15 protein-coding genes are annotated in these 17,473 nt (G+C 41.4%); 13 read left to right on the forward strand and 2 right to left on the reverse strand.

Going from position 1 to position 17,473, the window contains the following annotated elements:
* Nucleotides 1-242 precede the first annotated feature (242 nt).
* The 6 genes from B6A27_RS08300 (at nucleotide 243) to B6A27_RS08325 (ending at nucleotide 8,173) form a co-directional block, all read left to right on the forward strand.
* Nucleotides 243-1,442 carry a macrolide family glycosyltransferase gene (locus tag B6A27_RS08300; RefSeq protein ID WP_080861358.1) on the forward strand — a complete coding sequence of 400 codons (1,200 nt, stop codon included), beginning with the start codon at nucleotides 243-245 and terminating at the stop codon, nucleotides 1,440-1,442.
* 67 nt (nucleotides 1,443-1,509) lie between these two features.
* A complete protein-coding gene (locus B6A27_RS08305) occupies nucleotides 1,510-2,376 on the forward strand; it encodes a GNAT family N-acetyltransferase (RefSeq protein ID WP_080861362.1) in 867 nt (288 codons plus the stop codon).
* 270 nt (nucleotides 2,377-2,646) lie between these two features.
* Nucleotides 2,647-3,162 (forward strand): hypothetical protein, encoded by a 516-nt coding sequence (locus tag B6A27_RS08310; RefSeq protein WP_080861370.1) that lies wholly within the window; start codon nucleotides 2,647-2,649, stop codon nucleotides 3,160-3,162.
* Between the two features lie 620 nt (nucleotides 3,163-3,782).
* Nucleotides 3,783-5,996 (forward strand): catalase/peroxidase HPI, encoded by a 2,214-nt coding sequence (katG, locus tag B6A27_RS08315; RefSeq protein ID WP_080861376.1) that lies wholly within the window; start codon nucleotides 3,783-3,785, stop codon nucleotides 5,994-5,996.
* A gap of 304 nt (nucleotides 5,997-6,300) precedes the next feature.
* Complete coding sequence (locus tag B6A27_RS08320; RefSeq protein ID WP_236631819.1) at nucleotides 6,301-7,581, forward strand: MFS transporter; 1,281 nt, start codon at nucleotides 6,301-6,303, stop codon at nucleotides 7,579-7,581.
* Complete coding sequence (locus B6A27_RS08325; protein ID WP_080861387.1) at nucleotides 7,574-8,173, forward strand: TetR/AcrR family transcriptional regulator; 600 nt, start codon at nucleotides 7,574-7,576, stop codon at nucleotides 8,171-8,173. Before B6A27_RS08320 ends, B6A27_RS08325 begins: the two co-directional genes overlap by 8 nt.
* A gap of 363 nt (nucleotides 8,174-8,536) precedes the next feature.
* Here the strand turns inward: B6A27_RS08325 and B6A27_RS08330 are convergent, their stop codons facing one another.
* Complete coding sequence (locus B6A27_RS08330) at nucleotides 8,537-10,750, reverse strand: MMPL family transporter (RefSeq protein ID WP_080861390.1); 2,214 nt, start codon at nucleotides 10,748-10,750, stop codon at nucleotides 8,537-8,539.
* Nucleotides 10,751-10,876: 126 nt separating this feature from the next.
* Between B6A27_RS08330 and B6A27_RS08335 the strand changes: the two genes are divergently transcribed.
* Nucleotides 10,877-11,491 carry a TetR/AcrR family transcriptional regulator gene (locus tag B6A27_RS08335; protein ID WP_080861394.1) on the forward strand — a complete coding sequence of 205 codons (615 nt, stop codon included), beginning with the start codon at nucleotides 10,877-10,879 and terminating at the stop codon, nucleotides 11,489-11,491.
* Between the two features lie 46 nt (nucleotides 11,492-11,537).
* Entirely contained in the window at nucleotides 11,538-11,891 is a 354-nt protein-coding gene (locus B6A27_RS08340; RefSeq protein WP_080861413.1) for a DUF2200 domain-containing protein, read from the forward strand.
* 459 nt (nucleotides 11,892-12,350) lie between these two features.
* Here B6A27_RS08340 and B6A27_RS08345 read toward each other — a convergent pair.
* Nucleotides 12,351-13,519, reverse strand: a protein-coding gene (locus B6A27_RS08345) for an IS3 family transposase (RefSeq protein ID WP_139788097.1) whose coding sequence is annotated in 2 segments (ribosomal slippage) — nucleotides 12,351-13,252 and nucleotides 13,252-13,519 — 1,170 coding nt in all. Because the reading frame shifts where the segments join, the coding sequence is not laid out codon by codon here.
* Nucleotides 13,520-13,796: 277 nt separating this feature from the next.
* On the opposite strand from B6A27_RS08345, the gene B6A27_RS08350 reads away from it, so the two are divergent.
* The 5 genes from B6A27_RS08350 to B6A27_RS08370 all read left to right on the forward strand — a co-directional run.
* The gene (locus B6A27_RS08350; protein WP_139788098.1) at nucleotides 13,797-14,111 is read left to right on the forward strand and encodes a hypothetical protein; all 315 of its coding nucleotides are present in this window, start codon (nucleotides 13,797-13,799) and stop codon (nucleotides 14,109-14,111) included.
* Nucleotides 14,112-14,468: 357 nt separating this feature from the next.
* Entirely contained in the window at nucleotides 14,469-14,753 is a 285-nt protein-coding gene (locus B6A27_RS08355) for a hypothetical protein (RefSeq protein WP_066146864.1), read from the forward strand.
* A gap of 197 nt (nucleotides 14,754-14,950) precedes the next feature.
* Entirely contained in the window at nucleotides 14,951-15,703 is a 753-nt protein-coding gene (locus B6A27_RS08360; protein ID WP_161491037.1) for an RHS repeat-associated core domain-containing protein, read from the forward strand.
* A 14-nt stretch (nucleotides 15,704-15,717) separates the two neighbouring features.
* Nucleotides 15,718-16,002 carry a colicin immunity domain-containing protein gene (locus B6A27_RS08365; RefSeq protein WP_012573891.1) on the forward strand — a complete coding sequence of 95 codons (285 nt, stop codon included), beginning with the start codon at nucleotides 15,718-15,720 and terminating at the stop codon, nucleotides 16,000-16,002.
* A gap of 780 nt (nucleotides 16,003-16,782) precedes the next feature.
* Nucleotides 16,783-17,473 (forward strand): RHS repeat-associated core domain-containing protein (locus B6A27_RS08370; protein ID WP_139788099.1); only part of this gene is annotated, 691 nt, incomplete at its 3' end.

Genomic DNA, 17,473 nt, shown 5'->3' on the forward strand with positions numbered 1-17,473 from the left:
AACATATGTACTATTATATACTTGTAAGCGGGCTCGTTTATGGATAAAAGTTTTACATAAAATAGTGAGTACGATAGACCTGGATACATAGCGACACTTGTTTGTCAAAGTATCAATGTACACATACAGAGGTTCCGAACTATCATTTTAAGTTACATCCAAAAGTCAAATTCCATATATTGTATGAAAAACAACTCTTATTTTAACAATTTAGAGAACCATTCAGCTGAGGAGTGACAGAAATGGCGCGTGTTTTATTTATTAATGCTGGATCGGAAGGGCATGTCAATCCAACGATCGGAGTTGTTCAAGAGCTTATTTCACGCGGAGAAGAGGTTGTATACTTTACGATCGAAGCTTTTCGAGAGCGAGTGGAAAAGACGGGGGCTACTGTACGAACGTTTGATGATCAAAAATTTCTTAAAGCCTTTCTTTCAGGAGGAAGAAATTATTTGCTTGAAAGAGTCAACGGTCTTTTACGTACGGCAGATATCGTCATACCTAGCGTTCTTGAACAGATCAACGGGGAGCATTTTGATTACATCATCCATGATTCCATGTTTGGTTGTGGACGGTTACTCGCCCAAATTCTTGAAATTCCCGCTATCAATTCTTGTACTTCTTTTGCGCAGACAAAAGCTTCCTTTGATAAAATGCTGGAACATCTTTCGAAAGAAATTCCTGCAAAACTACTGAACGCTGTATACGATGAATTTCAACACCTTGCAGAAATGGTGGAGAAAAAATATCATGTGGAGATCCATTCTCCTTATGAAGTTTTTTGTAATCCTGCACCGCTTACCATCGTTTATACAACTAGAGAGTTTCAACCTTCTGGAGAAGCATTCGACCAAACTTACAAATTTGTAGGTCCATCTATCTCTTCGCGATTATCACACGAAAACTTCGATCTTACTGAAATTAAGGGGAAAAGTCTCATTTACATTTCATTAGGTACGGTCTTCAATCAAGCAATTGATTTCTATAAGCTTTGCTTTAAAGCACTGGGGAATACGGATTATACTGTTGTCATGTCTGTTGGGAAAAAAACGAAAATTTCGGATTTAGGTGAGATTCCTAAAAACTTCATTGTAAAAAATTATGTCCCACAAATGGAGGTGCTGAAATACAGCCAATTATTTATTACGCACGGCGGAATGAACAGTACTAATGAAGGTCTTTATTATGGGGTTCCGCTTATTGTAATTCCACAAAGCGCGGATCAGCCGATCATTGCAGAACAAGTTGTCAATATCGGAGCCGGTATTCAATTAGAAATGCAAAGTTTGACTGCAAATCAACTGCGTGAAGCCGTAGACCACGTGTTAAACGAACCAGCTTTTCACCAAGCAGTGGCAAAGATTAGGGAATCCTTTCAAAAAGTAAGCGGATATCGTCAAGCGGTTGATGAGATTTTCAAATTTCAAAGTCGTTTATATTAAGGAGAAATGCTTAAAGTGCCGGCGTAATGTCTTTCTTAATTCGTAAACAACAAAGGGGGGGATTTATATGAGAACACATAAAGATCAATCCATTGATTGTGTAACATTAAGTTATGAAGATATCCCGGCATTAATAGCGCTCTCCACGTCAGTAGGATGGGATTATGATGAACATGAAATTCGAACAATAATAAAATCAGGAAAAATCTACGGATATAAAAGAGAAGGGAAAGTTGTATCAAGCGCTGCTATTATCCCTTATGACGCTTCTTTAGCTTCTATTGGCATGGTAATCGTTCATGAAGCATACAGGGGAATGGGGCTTGGGAAAATTGTTACACAAATGTGTATAGATACGGTTTCAAAGGATACTACTATTATGCTAATCGCGACGGAACAAGGAAAACCTTTATATGAAAAAATGGGGTTTAGTGCAGTGGATTGTGTCCAAAAATATCTTTGTGATCGTTATATCCCTATTCAATCAAACGATAAAATGGAGATGGAAATACACACTTTTAGTCCAAAAGATTTAGCGCAAATAGTAACATTAGATGAAAGAGCGGTTGGAGCGAAAAGAAAAAAATTCCTTATTAATAGGATTGAACAAGCAAAAGAATGTTTAACTGTAAAAGATAGGGACGGAACCGTGATCGGCTATGGACTTTCGATTCTAGGACCTGTCAATCTTATCTTAGGTCCAATTGTAGCTCCTAATTTTGAAATAGCGTGTTTATTGGTAGATAAATTAGCTCGCAATCATCAAGGAAGAGTAAGAATTGATGTTCCATCAGGACATGAAGAATTTATGTTATTTCTGGAACAGCATGATTTTTATAAAGTAAGCCAGCCTCCAGTCATGATTATAAATTCAAAGCAATTACCCCCACGAAACGGGACGTTATATGGAATCGCGGCACAGGTGTTTGGATGATGTTTATGTAGGGTTACAGCAGATGAATAATGGCCGATTCCATTCTAACTTATCCTAAAAATTAAACGATGGATCGCATCTAAAAAGAAAAACCTAAGAAATCCTCCTAATTGAGGAGGATTTTATGTAGAGTATCCCGAATTGATAATTTATAAAGGCATATTCATGTGATTCTAATATTTAAGCCTCAAGATAACACATTCATTAATAGTTGGTATTGAGCGTTGAAAAGTATAAACCATTGGGAGACGTTCAAAGGGGACAAACGAAATGATAACCAAAGCAGAGTTAATCAATCAACCTTATTCAGGGCAATACAAGGAGAAGATATATGATATTTCGAGTCCATGGAACTCTCAAAATTGGAGTTGGATAAAGTTCACAAATGATGATTTAACAGAATGGTGTGGAAACTTTCGAGGGTTTCCGCGAGATGTTGCAGTATCAAATAAGTATAACATCGTTCTTGTTCTCACTTCGGATTATTTATTTAAGCTTGATTGTTTTAGTGAAGAATTAGTCGAATATGAGTCTCATCCCCAATATCGAAGTCTAACTGTAACTCCTTTAGGAGATTTTGTAATAGCTGATTATTATGATATTGAAATTATAAAATCGAATTTAGAAGATAAGATTCCAGTACATAGTCCAATAAAAATGGATAATATCCAGCTTCATGGTTGGTCTAATAATAAATTATCCATAATATGCGATGAATTTCTAACCGGGAACCATCATGTGGAGTTAGAGCTTGATGGCGAGACATTCGAAATAACTTTTAAATGACAACATGAGAAAATATGCAAAAAAACAAACATGATTCAGCACTCCTGCGTAATCAAAAAGAGGAAAGAGAAGCTTTTACTTTTATTTTATTATAATGAACGGAAGAAGAGCGTCTTTCTATTCTCCTTCATTGCTGCTTGTATCTGTTCGAAGTGGTCTATCGTTTTCGATTCCGCATCATCCACCAATGACTTCCCTAACCAATAAAATGATTTATACAATGGAGCGTTTGATGAATAAAACGCACCTCAAAAAACTTGGCCCGCCTTTACAAAAATATCTTAATGATCATGGCCTATCATACTGCGGTTGCGGCTATGGAGGAAAGATCATAAATCACATTAAAATAAATAGCTAGAGAAAAAGAATTGCGGGGCATCATACTTTGTCCATTATGTTGTTCGCATCGATACGATTTCCCCAGTGACGTTAGATTCGTTAAGGGGAAAGCCAGCATCACTCATAGAAATCATAGTCGCTAAAAATACTGAATCTTTTTTCTTTACTACTAAGTATTAATTTAATATAATTTTAATGTAGTAATCATTATCAATTAAGTTGTTAAAGGATAACAACGAAAACAGATAATGATTGAATTTACGATTGAAAGGAGAAGAGTGATGGAAAACAAAAATCATCACAACGCATCCCAATGCCCGTTTTCTCATGGCAGTGTAACAAGTCATACCTCTAAGAGAACAACAAATAAAGACTGGTGGCCTAACCAGCTGAATTTAAGCATTCTCCACCAACATGACCGAAAAACCAATCCTCATGATGAAGAGTTTCATTATGCTCAAGAATTTCAAAAATTGGATTATCAGGCTCTAAAAGAAGATTTGCGCAAGCTGATGACCTCAAGCCAAGATTGGTGGCCAGCTGATTATGGACATTATGGCCCGCTGTTTATTCGCATGGCCTGGCATTCTGCAGGAACATACCGCATCGGTGATGGACGAGGCGGCGCTGCTACGGGTTCGCAACGTTTTGCTCCTCTGAACAGTTGGCCGGATAATGTCAACTTAGATAAAGCGCGCCGGCTGTTGTGGCCGATCAAAAAGAAATATGGCAACAAAATTTCCTGGGCTGACCTGATCGTATTAGCCGGCAATGTGGCTATTGAATCCATGGGAGGGAAAACGATCGGTTTCGGCGCCGGCCGTGTCGACGTTTGGCATCCGGAAGAAGACATTTACTGGGGAGCTGAAAAGGAATGGCTTGATGAGAAACGTTACACAGGAGAGCGCGATCTAGAAAATCCGCTTGCGGCTGTTCAGATGGGGCTCATTTATGTCAATCCGGAAGGTCCTGATGGGAAACCAGATCCAATTGCGGCGGCCCGTGACATCCGGGAGACATTTAAACGCATGGGGATGAACGATGAGGAAACAGTTGCGCTTATTGCTGGAGGGCATACGTTTGGCAAGGCGCACGGTGCCGGTGATGCCTCGCACGTAGGTCCTGAACCTGAAGCGGCGCCGATTGAAGCACAAGGATTAGGATGGATCAGCTCCTATGGAAAAGGAAAAGGCCGTGATACGATTACGAGCGGGCTTGAAGGCTCTTGGACCCCGACTCCTACCAAGTGGGATATGTCCTATTTCGATTTGTTGTTTGGATATGAATGGTGGCTGACAAAGAGCCCGGCCGGAGCATGGCAATGGCAAGCTGTGAATCAGGATGAAAAAGACTTAGCCCCGGATGCTGAAGATCCTTCGAAAAAAGTTCCAACGATCATGTTTACAACAGATCTGGCGCTTCGTTTTGATCCGGAATATGAAAAGATTGCCCGCCGGTTCCATCAAAATCCAGATGAATTTGCGGATGCTTTTGCCCGCGCCTGGTTTAAACTGCTTCATAGAGACATGGGACCAAAAACGAGATATCTCGGTCCGGAAGTGCCAAAAGAAGATTTCGTTTGGCAAGATCCGATTCCTGAAGTTGACTATGAATTAACCGATTCCGAAATTGAAGAAATCAAAGCGAAAATTTTGAACTCGGGACTAACCGTCAGCGAGTTGGTGAAAACGGCTTGGGCTTCTGCCAGCACGTTCCGCAACTCTGATAAGCGCGGTGGAGCCAACGGTGCCCGTATTCGCCTTGCTCCCCAAAAAGATTGGGAAGTAAACGAACCGGAACCATTGGCAAAAGTGCTAGCTGTTTATGAAGATATTCAAAACGAGCTACCTAAAAAGGTGAGCCTTGCCGATTTGATCGTTCTTGGTGGCAGCGCGGCAGTGGAAAAGGCAGCCCGCGATGCCGGTTTTGATGTCACGGTGCCTTTTATTCCAGGACGGGGTGATGCGACACAAGAACAGACAGATGCGGAAAGTTTTGCGGTATTAGAACCAGTTGCAGACGGTTTCCGCAACTATCAAAAGAAGGAATACAGCGTCGGTCCTGAAGAGTTGCTGCTAGACAAGGCGCAGCTGCTGGATCTGACCGCTCCTGAAATGACGGTGTTAATCGGCGGTCTGCGGGTGTTGGGGGCTAATTATCGTGATCTGCCTCATGGTGTATTCACGCACCGCGTTGGCGTGCTGACCAATGATTTCTTTGTTAACTTGGTAGATATGAACAATAAATGGGTACCGGTGGAAGGCGGTATTTATGAAATTCGCGACCGGCAAACAGATGAAGTGCTGTGGACGGCTACCCGGGTGGACCTCATTTTCGGCTCTAACTCGGTGCTCCGTTCCTACTCCGAATTTTACGCCCAAGATGATAATCAAGAAAAATTTGTCCGTGATTTTATTAAAGCTTGGGTCAAAGTGATGAATGCTGACCGCTTTGATATTCATTTAAAAAACGTAAGAGCGTCGGTGCCTGTTTGATCGATTTAAACCCAATCCTATAACAAAATGGGGTGATAGACATTCGTCTATCACCCATAGTTTTGGGAGAAAAACGATTGAACTTGGTTCTTTATACTGTTTCCATACCGGATATGACGTAGGACTATTTTTTCTTTATTGTGGAATCTCGGCCATCTTTAACATTTTTCCTCATATTCATGATGGCCATGCTTTTGTAAACTTGATGGTTTGAAAACGTTTTTGATAGAATATAGAATGAACGTTCAGTATAATAATAATGTATACCGATCACAGTGACAAAATTGACTTGGAGGAACACAAGATGATGGAATTGGCAACAAGGAACAGAGGAGCCATACTCATCCTTATGTTGAACATTTTTTTGGCTTTTGTCGGTGTTGGCCTGGTTATCCCGATTATGCCGACATACATGAACGTGCTTGGGATTTCTGGAACGGTTGTCGGCTTTCTGGTGGCCGTTTTTTCTTTAACCCAATTTTTGGTGGCGCCTTATGCAGGAAGTTGGTCAGACTTATATGGGAGAAAATGGGTGATTGTGATTGGTATGTTGATTTTTGCCGTTTCCGAAGTCATTTTTGGTCTGGCCAATGACGCTCTTCTCCTGTTTCTATCGAGAATGTTGGGCGGTGTGTCAGTCGCCTTCATCATGCCAGCTGTCATGGCGTATGTGGTTGACATTACCTCAGAAGAAGAGCGGGGCACAGGAATGGGCTGGGTCAATGCGGCTATTTCGACTGGTTTTATCATCGGGCCGGCGATCGGCGGATTTTTGGCGGAATACGGTTTGCGAGTACCTTTCTTCGCAGCAGCCAGCGCCGCCGCTGTTGCTGGCGTTGTTTCGACCATTCTTCCTGAATCGCTCGACAAGAGTAAACGCCTTGACATGATGGCGTCTCAAAAGAAACGAACCAATCAGATGGCACAACTCGCTCGGTCTTACCGCACGCCATACTTTACTGGATTGGTGATCATTTTGATCATCTCGCTTGGAATCTCTCAATATGAAACCGTGCTTGGGCTCTTTGTCGATCACAAGTATGGATATACCCCGAGAGAAATTGCCTGGTTGATCATGATCGGCTCCATCATTGGAGCCGTCGCGCAGTTGACGCTCTTTGGACGATTAATCAATTGGATCGGCGAGAAGAAGCTGTCGGCCTATTGTCTATTGTTGATCGTCGTGTTCATGGTGGTGACCCTCTTTTCGTTCCGTTATTGGATGATGGTCACTTCAGTCACTCTTGTCTTTTTGGCAGTTGATTTTGTACGGCCAGCCATCAGCACGTATTTCTCTAGAATCGCAGGCGATGATCAAGGATTTGTGGCTGGAATGAACGCATCGTATACGAGTCTTGGAAATATTGCCGGTCCTTTGCTGGCCGGAGCTTTGTTCGATATTCAAATGAATTCGCCATTTCTAATCGGCAGTCTGATTATGCTGGCTGGTTTTCTGTTGAATTTGTACTGGATTCGCAAGGAGAGGAAAGAGCACCGGCCGGTTCACCAAAGCAACAACCATCTCTTGGACACCAAAACAAAAAACTATTATGATGAAGGTGGCAGGAGGGCATACAATGAATAAAAAGAAGTTGCAGAGCGAACAGACGAAAAAATGCATTGCCGAAGCAGCCATGCAATTGTTTGCCCAAAAAGGATATAAGGGGACATCTATCGAAGATATCGTCGCGGCAACAGGAAAGAGCAAGGGCAATATTTATTATCACTTCGGCAATAAGGAACAGCTGTTTCAATATTTGTTGGATGAATGGGATCGTGATTGGCGGGAGAAGTGGAAGCAAAAAGAGTCGCAGTGGCCGACATTTGCCGAAAAGCTTCTCGGATTGGCAGAGCATATTGTTACAAATGATGTAAATCATCCCTTGACAAACGCGATGGATGAATTTCTCAATAGTGAATGGAACAACAGTGAAGTGCAGGAAAGGGTAACGAAGTTCTATTCCGATCAGATTGCTTTTTTTCAAGAGATGATACAGACAGCGATGGACGACGGAGAGCTACAACAGGATCAAGCGCAGATGTTGGCGGTTATTTTTGGAGCGATGATAATGGGATTGGGGGAAATCTCACGGCGTATCCAGTTTCAAGAGGCATTGAAATTATATCACAAAGCGATTGATGTTTTTTTGCATGGAACGTTGACACGCGATTCCTAAGTGAAAACAAAATCAAATGATGAAATGAACAATGTCAATTGCTTAGAGAACGTCGCTAGCTCCGGCGTTCTCTTTTTTATTCGCTGCTTTCCCAACAGACCAACCCTCTCGTTCGATGAAGATCCAAACGGGGACTCGCAATAAAAAATTTCCAAGGTTTCCCTTTCCTCTGTTGAGGCGTCCTTTTGTTTTGCATCGGTTTTTCAATAAGGAATAGGTTGAGGAGAGGGACAAGTGGTATAATAGAAACATTCCTGTGCAGAGGCTTGATCAAAAAAGCTCCCTTAGTGTGATGCAGGGGTGTCGGTAGACAAAACCCCGTCATCACACCAAGAGAATTTGATATGCTTTGGATGGCTGATTTTACTTGGCTCGTGTTTTCAACGAAGATTCCTGCTGTTTTGAACGACTCGGCCAAAATGCCATTTTTCCCATAAGCGCCGTCAAGGAAGGCACCAGCAATGCTCGAACGACAAAAGTATCTAAAAGTACGCCAAGAGCCGTGATTAAACCAAATTGAACAAGGACTTGTATAGGCATGGTGATCAATACAGCGAAGGTGGCCGCTAGGATCAGACCTGCTGATGTAATGACACCGCTCGTTTGTGTCACCCCTTCTTTAATGGCTTCTTTTAACGGCATGGTCTTGGCTTTTTTCCAGATACTCGAGACCATAAAAATATTATAATCTTCGCCAAGAGCAATCAAGAAGACGAAAGCATACAGAGGAATGGCTCCTTGAATCGCTGCTACGCCAAATCCGTAATGAAGGATAATCCACCCCATTCCCAAGGCCGCAACATAAGAAAGCAAAACAGTCAATATTAGATTAATCGTCGTTATGAGCGAGCGCAAGTATGCAAAAAGCAAGACCGCGATCAGACCGATCACAAGGGGAATGATCACGTGGCTGTCCCGATCGGTCCATGATTTCACATCATATTGCTCCGCTGTTTGTCCAGCAAGCCAAATAGAAGTGTCATTCTGTACGGCTCCGCTAGTTTCCAGAGCCTCTGCGGCAATGTTGCGCAGCTCCGGAATAACCTTCATCGCTTCTTGTGAATAAGGGTTTGCGTTAAGAACTAGACGGTATAAAGAGTAGGCGGGATCAATGGTGCTGATTTGACGCTCAGCAACCTCATTCACCGCAGGATGTTCCGCCAGAGTTTTGCTTAGATCGGGACCGTTTTTGACGATCACGGAAACCGGAGCAAGCTCCCCAGGGGAATAGCTCTCGGCTATGCGTTCAAACCCCTCGCGGGAAGGCATATCTTTCGGGAACGATGACAGCAAATCATACGTAAAGGTTATTTGACTGGCGAATGCGGCCAAAATCCCAAGCGTTATGGTGCAGGCAATGACAACTCTTCGCGGTTTGGTAACGACTAGTTGACCGACAGTTGCACTCAAGGTACGTCTAGCTTTTTTAGGTTTATAATCCTTGCCCTTCTCAACGGCACGCTGCTGCTCTTCTTCTGGTGTCCGAGGAACAAATGGGAAGAAGGCGACGCGTCCGATGATGGCCAGCAACGCCGGCACCAACGTCAGACTGGCAAGCATCATGATCAGAATAGATAAGCTAAACGGCACTGCGAAACGTTCGTATGCACCATATTTAGCTACAAGCAATGCTAGCAAAGCTAGCATCACGGTGAAACCGCTCATGGCTATGGCACCTGAAGCTTCTCGGAAGGTGCGGCGCAGTGCATGAAAACGATTGCTGTCACGCATCAGCTCTTGTCGGAAGCGGGTAATGAAAAATAGACAATAGTCTGTACCAGCGCCGAAAAGAAGGACGGTCATGATCGCAAGGCTTTGAGAGTCGACTACAATCCATCCTTTCTTGGCCATCCAGCCCAATAGGGGACTGGTTACAGCATAAGCGAAGCCAACACCAATTAACGGGATGATCGCTAAGAGAGGAGAACGGTAGATCAAGAGCAAAACGACTAACACCAACAAGATGGTGGCGATCAATAAAATGAAATCAGCATTCAGAAACAAATCGGTAGCATCCACCGCAATGCCTGCGGGACCGCTAATGCGAAGACTCAATTTGTCCGGCGCGTCCATTGTTGTGGTAAAAGGATCGGTACCAGAAGCTTTCTTGATTCTGTCCTGAAGAGCATGTAAACTCTTTTTAAGCTGCTCCGGCTCCATACTCTCATCAAATATGATCGGCTGAACAAGTGTGCTGCCATCCTCAGAAATCATTTGTTTCAAGGCAGGAGGAGGAAACTGATGCAAGGAAAGCAAGCTTTTTTGGCCTTTCAGCGGTTTTTCTTTGAGCTGTTGAGAAATTTCTGCCATCAGATGAAAATCCTGTTCGTTCAAACCGTCAGGCCGATGCCAAACCACTAAAGCAGGGAGCCCTGACTCCCCAGGGAAATACTTTTCCATGACACGAGCCGCCTGTAAAGAGGAACTGTCTTTATGAAGATTGCCGGCGTTGTTTTGTTTTTGATCACCTGCGGCTGGTAAGGAAACCGAGAGAATGATGGCCATGGCTACCCAGACAATCAGCGTTGCCCACCGTGTTTTCGGTCCGCTAACCAGCGCTCCGATCGAATGAAACATATTACTGTCCTTCCTTTCTTTACGCGTTTTGACGCTATTTACGTATCTTTTATGTGGAGATGATATAATTATATATACCAGAAGGTTAATTAATCAAGCTTTATTTTAGAGCGGGAGGGAGCAACTGTGAATCAATCCAGAGAAAAACGTAAACCAGGCCGTCCAAAAGCAACCGAGTCTTCACAAACGATGATACAAATATTGCGGACTGCCTCCGCTTTATTTATGGAACACGGGTTTGAAAAGGTGTCCCTTGAAACCGTAGCTAAAACATGCGGTTTAACCAAAGCAAGTGTTTATTACTATTTCAGTAACAAATCCATGTTATTTACCAAATGTCTGTTGTTTGTGTTAAAGGTTGCACACGATCAAACCGTTGCCATTATGAACGGTCCCGGGACATTGCAGGAACGTCTGCGGGAGGTCGCTATACGCTATATGCAAAATACGTATGTGGATTTTGAAACGATGATGCGTGAAGCCTCGTCGGAGTTATCAGAGGAACAAACTGCAGAAATTCGCAATGCTGAACGGAAGTTGCATGAAGTGCTTGAGCACGCCTTTCAAAAAGCAATGGAAAAGGAGGAGATTGTGCCGTATGATCCTTTCTTGCTTTCTCATCTTTTTGTCGCCATGTTGACCGTTCGCAATCGCCGAGAAGTAATGAATAAGCGCCAAATGGTGGAAGAAGTTGCCTCTGAAATGGTCCGGTTGTTGCTTAACGGTCTTTCTCCACGTTAAAAAGAGGATGGTTCTCATATAATAAAAGATAGAAAGGGGAGATATTATGGACAAGCATCGGATTTATACAACAAGTGTCGCCAGTGTCTACCCTCACTATGTGACAAAGGCAGAGAAAAAAGGGCGCACGAAAGAGGAGGTTGATACAATCATTTGTTGGTTGACTGGATACAGCCAGGAAGAGTTAAATACACACTTAGAAAAAAAGACAGACTTTGAAACTTTCTTTACAGAAGCTCCGCACTTGAACCCTTCGCGAACTCTCATCAAAGGTGTGGTCTGCGGTGTCCGGGTGGAAAATATCGAAGAACCCATCATGCGAGAAATCCGCTATTTAGATAAGCTGATTGATGAGCTAGCAAGAGGGAAGGCGATGGAGAAGATTTTACGGAAATCATAATCGAAAACAAGAGCGTGCGTGTGGGGAGGAGGTGACACGAACTTGAAAAACAAGCCCGCGATGGGCATGTTTGGTTGTAGAATTTTACAGAGATTCAAAGACACATGAAACCAAAGTAGACAGTTGACCAAATGGGTGATCGACGAATGTCGATCACCCATAGCTTTTGGAGGAAAACGATTTAGCTTAATGGCTTCTTTATGCTTGACACGTGATCCTTTTCTGTTTTTCTTTGTTCGATGAAAGGGGATTGCGCACATTTCATTTGGTTAGATTTACATTCACGTTATCTTTGTCTGGTTGTCGTCTTTGCCATTCGGACAGATAGATATGTGCATTCTGTTCTTGACTGTGTGTTCTCCGTTAATCCCTCTTCCATTTGATTGCTTCACCAATAAAGATAAACTTTGGTGTTATGTCAAGAAAACGGACACGTTAAACAGAGAGAAATAGCTGAACTTAGGCAGCTACTTTTCTCTGATTAGCGTAGTAAGCAGCCTCAAATTCATATGGCGATACATAGCCAAGAGCTGAATGAATTCTTTTGCGATTGTAGAAGCATTCGATGTACTCAAAAATGGCTTGTTTCGCTTCTTTCCGCGTGCGGAATCGATTCAGATAAATGCACTCTTTCTTGATTAGGCTATGAAACGACTCCATACAAGCGTTGTCGTAACAGTTCCCACGTCTCGACATGCTCACTTGAAAATGATGTTCCTGTAAAAGTTGCTGATAGTCATTCGAAGCATATTGGCTCCCACGATCCGAATGATGAATCACTCGTTCCGTTGGTTTTTCGCTGTTTAGAGCTCGTTGTAACGCTTTGATGACTAACTCTTTCGTCATTCGTGTATCGATATACCATCCTACCATCTTGCGAGTATATAAATCCATGATACTGGCTAAATACAACCAGCCTTCATCGGTAGAAATGTACGTAATATCTGCCATCCATACTTCATTCGGAGCCGTTGCTTGGAAGTTTTGTTTCAATAGATTGTCATATACGTTGTAAGGATGGTTACTGTTCGTAGTGGCTTTGAATTTACGGACGGTAATGGATCTCAAGCCTTCTTCCCTCATGATGCGAGCGACCGTCTTTTGAGACACTCGAATCCCTTGTTTGCCTAGTTCTTGCGTAATTTTCGGGCTTCCGTAAATCTTACGGGACTTTAGATACTCATTTCGAATCTGTTGAGTGAGTTGTTCTTTTCGTTTTTTCTGTTTACTTTTCGGACGCTTGAGCCAGTCGTAATACCCACTTCTTGAAACACCGAGCACTTGACACATCTTCACCACGCGAAATTCGTTTCGGTGTTGAAAAATGAATGCGTAAATTACTTCTGGTTTCTGGTGAAGATGCCTAACGCCTTTTTTAGGATCGCTAATTCCTCCTCCAACTCTTGATTACGACGGCGTAACTCAATGATTTCTTGATTTTGTGGCTTGATGTTGCCTGAACCCACAAAACTCTTTCCGTTGCTTTCTTTGTATTCTTTCACCCAACGGTGAAGAGTGTTGTAAGCCAAACCTAACTCTTTTGCCACTTGGGCGATGGACTTGTCCCCCTCCAAGCATAACTCAACCGCTTGAATCTTGTACTCTTTGTCAAATGTTCTCTTTTTCATGATTGGACACCTCGAACCTATTGGAATTAAGTTTATTATAATCTCCCTGTTCTCCATGTCCACTTTTTAGACTAACATCATATAGTTGAGGAAATGGAGTTAACCTTTTAGAGGATGGATTGTCTAAAAGATTAATTCAACATGCAATTTAGGCTTAGTCCCCATTGAGAGGGACTAAGTTTTTTGGTTTTAGTTATCAGCTTATTAGTCTTTTTCAAGAATTTAGCCACTCACTAAGTATATTTTGCAATAAACACCTCTTGCAGTAACTGCAACATTGGCTGCAATGGCAGCATATGCTCGTGCAGAAGCGATTAAGAATTTTATCATTTGGGCCTATGAAACAGGAAAACAGTGGAGGCCAACGAAAAAAGTGCTCAAGACTTTATCTAAAGAACGATGGCAGCATATTAAAGAAAGACATTTTCCAAATTACCCTATGAAAGAGGGTAAAGGAAACCTTTTTCCAACCAATGTTTGGAGTGAGGGGGTTATTAAAAATAAGATATTAGAGATTGCTAATGCAAGTTATTTGCCAGAGTTTCATGCGTATAAAAATCGAGCTTATCGGTTTGCACCTGTATTCTTATAAAGGATATGCATGTGTTATTAAGGTTGTATATTATAAACAGGCAGGAAAGATAATTACTGCTTTCCTATAGGGAATTTTGGAAAAAAAGGTGTAATTAAACTGTACTAGTTGCATAGAGGATTGTTGATTGAGTAAGGAAAACCTTTAGTCAGTTAAAATGTATAATATTTAGCATAAATTTTTATGTTTGCCATCAAATTATTGAGTAAAGCGTGGGAATAAAAGGGGAGCCGTTATAAAAAAGAGTTGGTTACACGCTTAAAAAATAATCAAGTTAGTCATGGTGAATTTAAACGGATTGAGAAAGAATTTATTGAGTATATAGAAAAATGAGGGTTTGTCTTTAAAAGAAAAACTATGTATAAAGGTAAGCTATTTGAATACAAATTTGTTCAAGGAATTTATCTAATCCTTAACACGGATAAGGAGTATGATGAAGAGTGTAATTGGACACCATGGGGGGAATGGCAAGTTTGTGACAAAAATGGAGGGATTCTTTATTATCTCTCTGATGATGCCACGTCTAATATTACGACCGTTGATGGTGAAGCAACAGCTTGCTTTGGCTTTTGGATGGAAGAAGTAGAAGACATTCCTTTTTTTATTACTAAATATTTAAAGTATAAAACACACAAAGAATAGTGTAAGCAGGATTAGAATTAGGCTAAACATATTTATTTTCAACTAGTAAATTGCCTTAGCTCTGAATTTACCCGGGCTAAGGCTTTTTATATGTCTGTAGATGCACTTACTTACATGTTTGATTATGAAACATTGAAAAGAAAGTTTGGGAATATGGGCATTTACATGGACGAAATCGAATACGGTGACAAATGCGAATGGGCGATACATTCTACTACGTCACGAACTACCACGGCGATGTCGTGCGGATGGTCGATGAAAACGGCGCGACGGTTGCGAATTACAGCTATGACCCGTGGGGAAAAGTGCTTTCGGTTTCGGAAAATGCGGCAATGGCTGGACAACCGCTAGGATATGCAGGATATTATTATGATAGGGAAACGAAGCTGTACTACTTGCAAGCCCGCTATTATGATCCAGAGACGGCGAGGTTTATCTCAAGAGATCGAGATCCGGGAGACAAAGACGATCCGATCACTCAAAATGCGTATACGTATGCGAATGACAATCCGGTGATGCTGGTGGATCCGGATGGAAATCGTGGATTAACCACATTGTATCGGACTGTTGCAGGTGCCCTCACATATGTTATGGTCAGCGGGGCAGTAGCAAAGAGTTTAGTTAAGAAAGCGGTAGGGAAAGTAGCAAAGAAGGTTTTACGTAAGGGTACGGGTAAAGTTACAAAAGGTGGATTGAACTTTACTAAAACTACTGCAAAGCATATGGATAATCCAGACAGAAGAGTTCCAGTGCAAATCCTACAACAAGCGATAAAGGGTAAAGGTTATAAAGACCCTAGAGGTTCAAATGCACGAATGTATTATACTATAATGTATAGAAATGGTAAGAAGTACAACTTAGAAGTTCTATATGATAAGAAAACAAATACCATCTTGCATTTTGAGTATGCTAGGAAAGCAATGGGGCCATTAAAGGCTATTCCTAAATAAAGGAGGGAAAATGCTTGGATATTGATTATTCAAAGAAGTTATATCAATTGATACAGGATTACTTAAATAAACAAATTGATACTGAGACTTTTTCAAATGATTTTACTGTAATTTATAATTTACATGTAGACTATGATAGTTTAAGTACTAAGGAACTTAAATTATTTGGTGAGTTATCAGAAATAACTAGTCGATTTTCACCTTTTGAAGAAGACCTTAAAAAATATAATTGTTACTTTAACGCAAATGATGTTGAAAAAAAAGCAAAAGAAGTTCTCAAAGAATTAAGTAAAAATTGAACCATAACTTTATATTGTTACAAAAGCCTTAGGAGATAAATTCTCTTAAGGCTTTTTACATGGAGGAGTGCCGAATAAAGCGCAAGAGCAACAACCTATACGCATAACCCTTGAAACTCCTGTATTGATAATTCTTAGGGTTAGATTGTACGCACAAAATCAGTTTGAAAAAGATGCTATATTTTATGATTTTCATCAACGATAAACGACTGAAAATTATCAGCTACCACCGTTTTTATCTCCTAAAACCTTACCTTTGCTTTCTCCTTGACTTTTGAAATTTTTTCGCAACTTTTTCTTCGCTACCACCGATTACTATAGCGAGAGGCTACTCCACCTCGATTAACTCCTGGATGTCGATGTTTAACACTTTGCACACTTTCTCCAATAACGAAACATTATCACCATGAGGCTGTGACCGCTAAATAAAACTGAACAGAATTCGACTGATTAAATTGAACAGTTTAGAAGCGTGCACTTTACATGGAGTGGCGTACATGATAGCCTCGTTTCATGCGGCTGATTCTTGTTGTTGCTCGCTTTTTAGGAAATATCTTGTACGCAGAGGCTCCATGTCAAGTGATAGGGATTACGCTGGAATTTCCAGAAAAGTGTTCACTCTTATTTAGCGAAAACTGTTCAATTTTTCTCGTCGGTTACAGAGGCCCTCTGCATGATAATTTTATATTAATTTTTTGTATATAAGATCAATATAAAAAGACGCCCTTTTGAAAAAATCTTTTTAATAAAGAGTTTTTATATGTGAAATGAAATTCTATCATGCTGACTCTGATTTCATCCATATTACTAACGACAACGACCAAACCGTATGGACGAGCGACAAACCAAAACGGTAACACGTTCTACTATGTGACGAACTACCGCGGCGATGTCGTGCGGATGGTCGATGAAAATGGAGCGACGGTTGCGAATTACAGCTATGACCCGTGGGGCAAAGTGCTTTCGGTTTCGGAAAATGCGGCCGTGGCTGGACAGCCGATAGGGTATGCAGGATATTATTATGATAGGGAAACGAAGCTGTACTACTTGCAAGCGCGGTATTATGATCCGGAGACGGCGAGGTTTCTTTCGAGGGATCCGTATCCGGGGGATTTGGATAATCCTATCACTCAAAATGGATATACTTATGCGAATAATAACCCGGTGATATATGTTGATCCAGATGGCGAATTACCTTGGGTAGTCAAAGAGATTGCAAAGTTTGCTATAAAGCAGGCTGTTAGAAATCCTAAAAACCTAAGGATAGTTGTAGAAAAAATAAGAAGCTTTACAAAGCAAAAATATATAAAAAAAGCTCTAGACCAGTTAGGCTTAGAAGTACAATCTAATTTAAAAGGAGGATATATTCTTAAAATAATGGCAAATAGGAAGCGTATACTCTCTATTGACTACCATGGTTTAAATATCTTTAAAGGTACTGGTAAGTATAAAGGTAAGCACACTAGACATA

The organism is Anoxybacillus sp. UARK-01 (genome assembly GCF_002075365.1).
GTDB classification, from domain to species: Bacteria; Bacillota; Bacilli; order Bacillales; family Anoxybacillaceae; genus Anoxybacteroides; species Anoxybacteroides rupiense.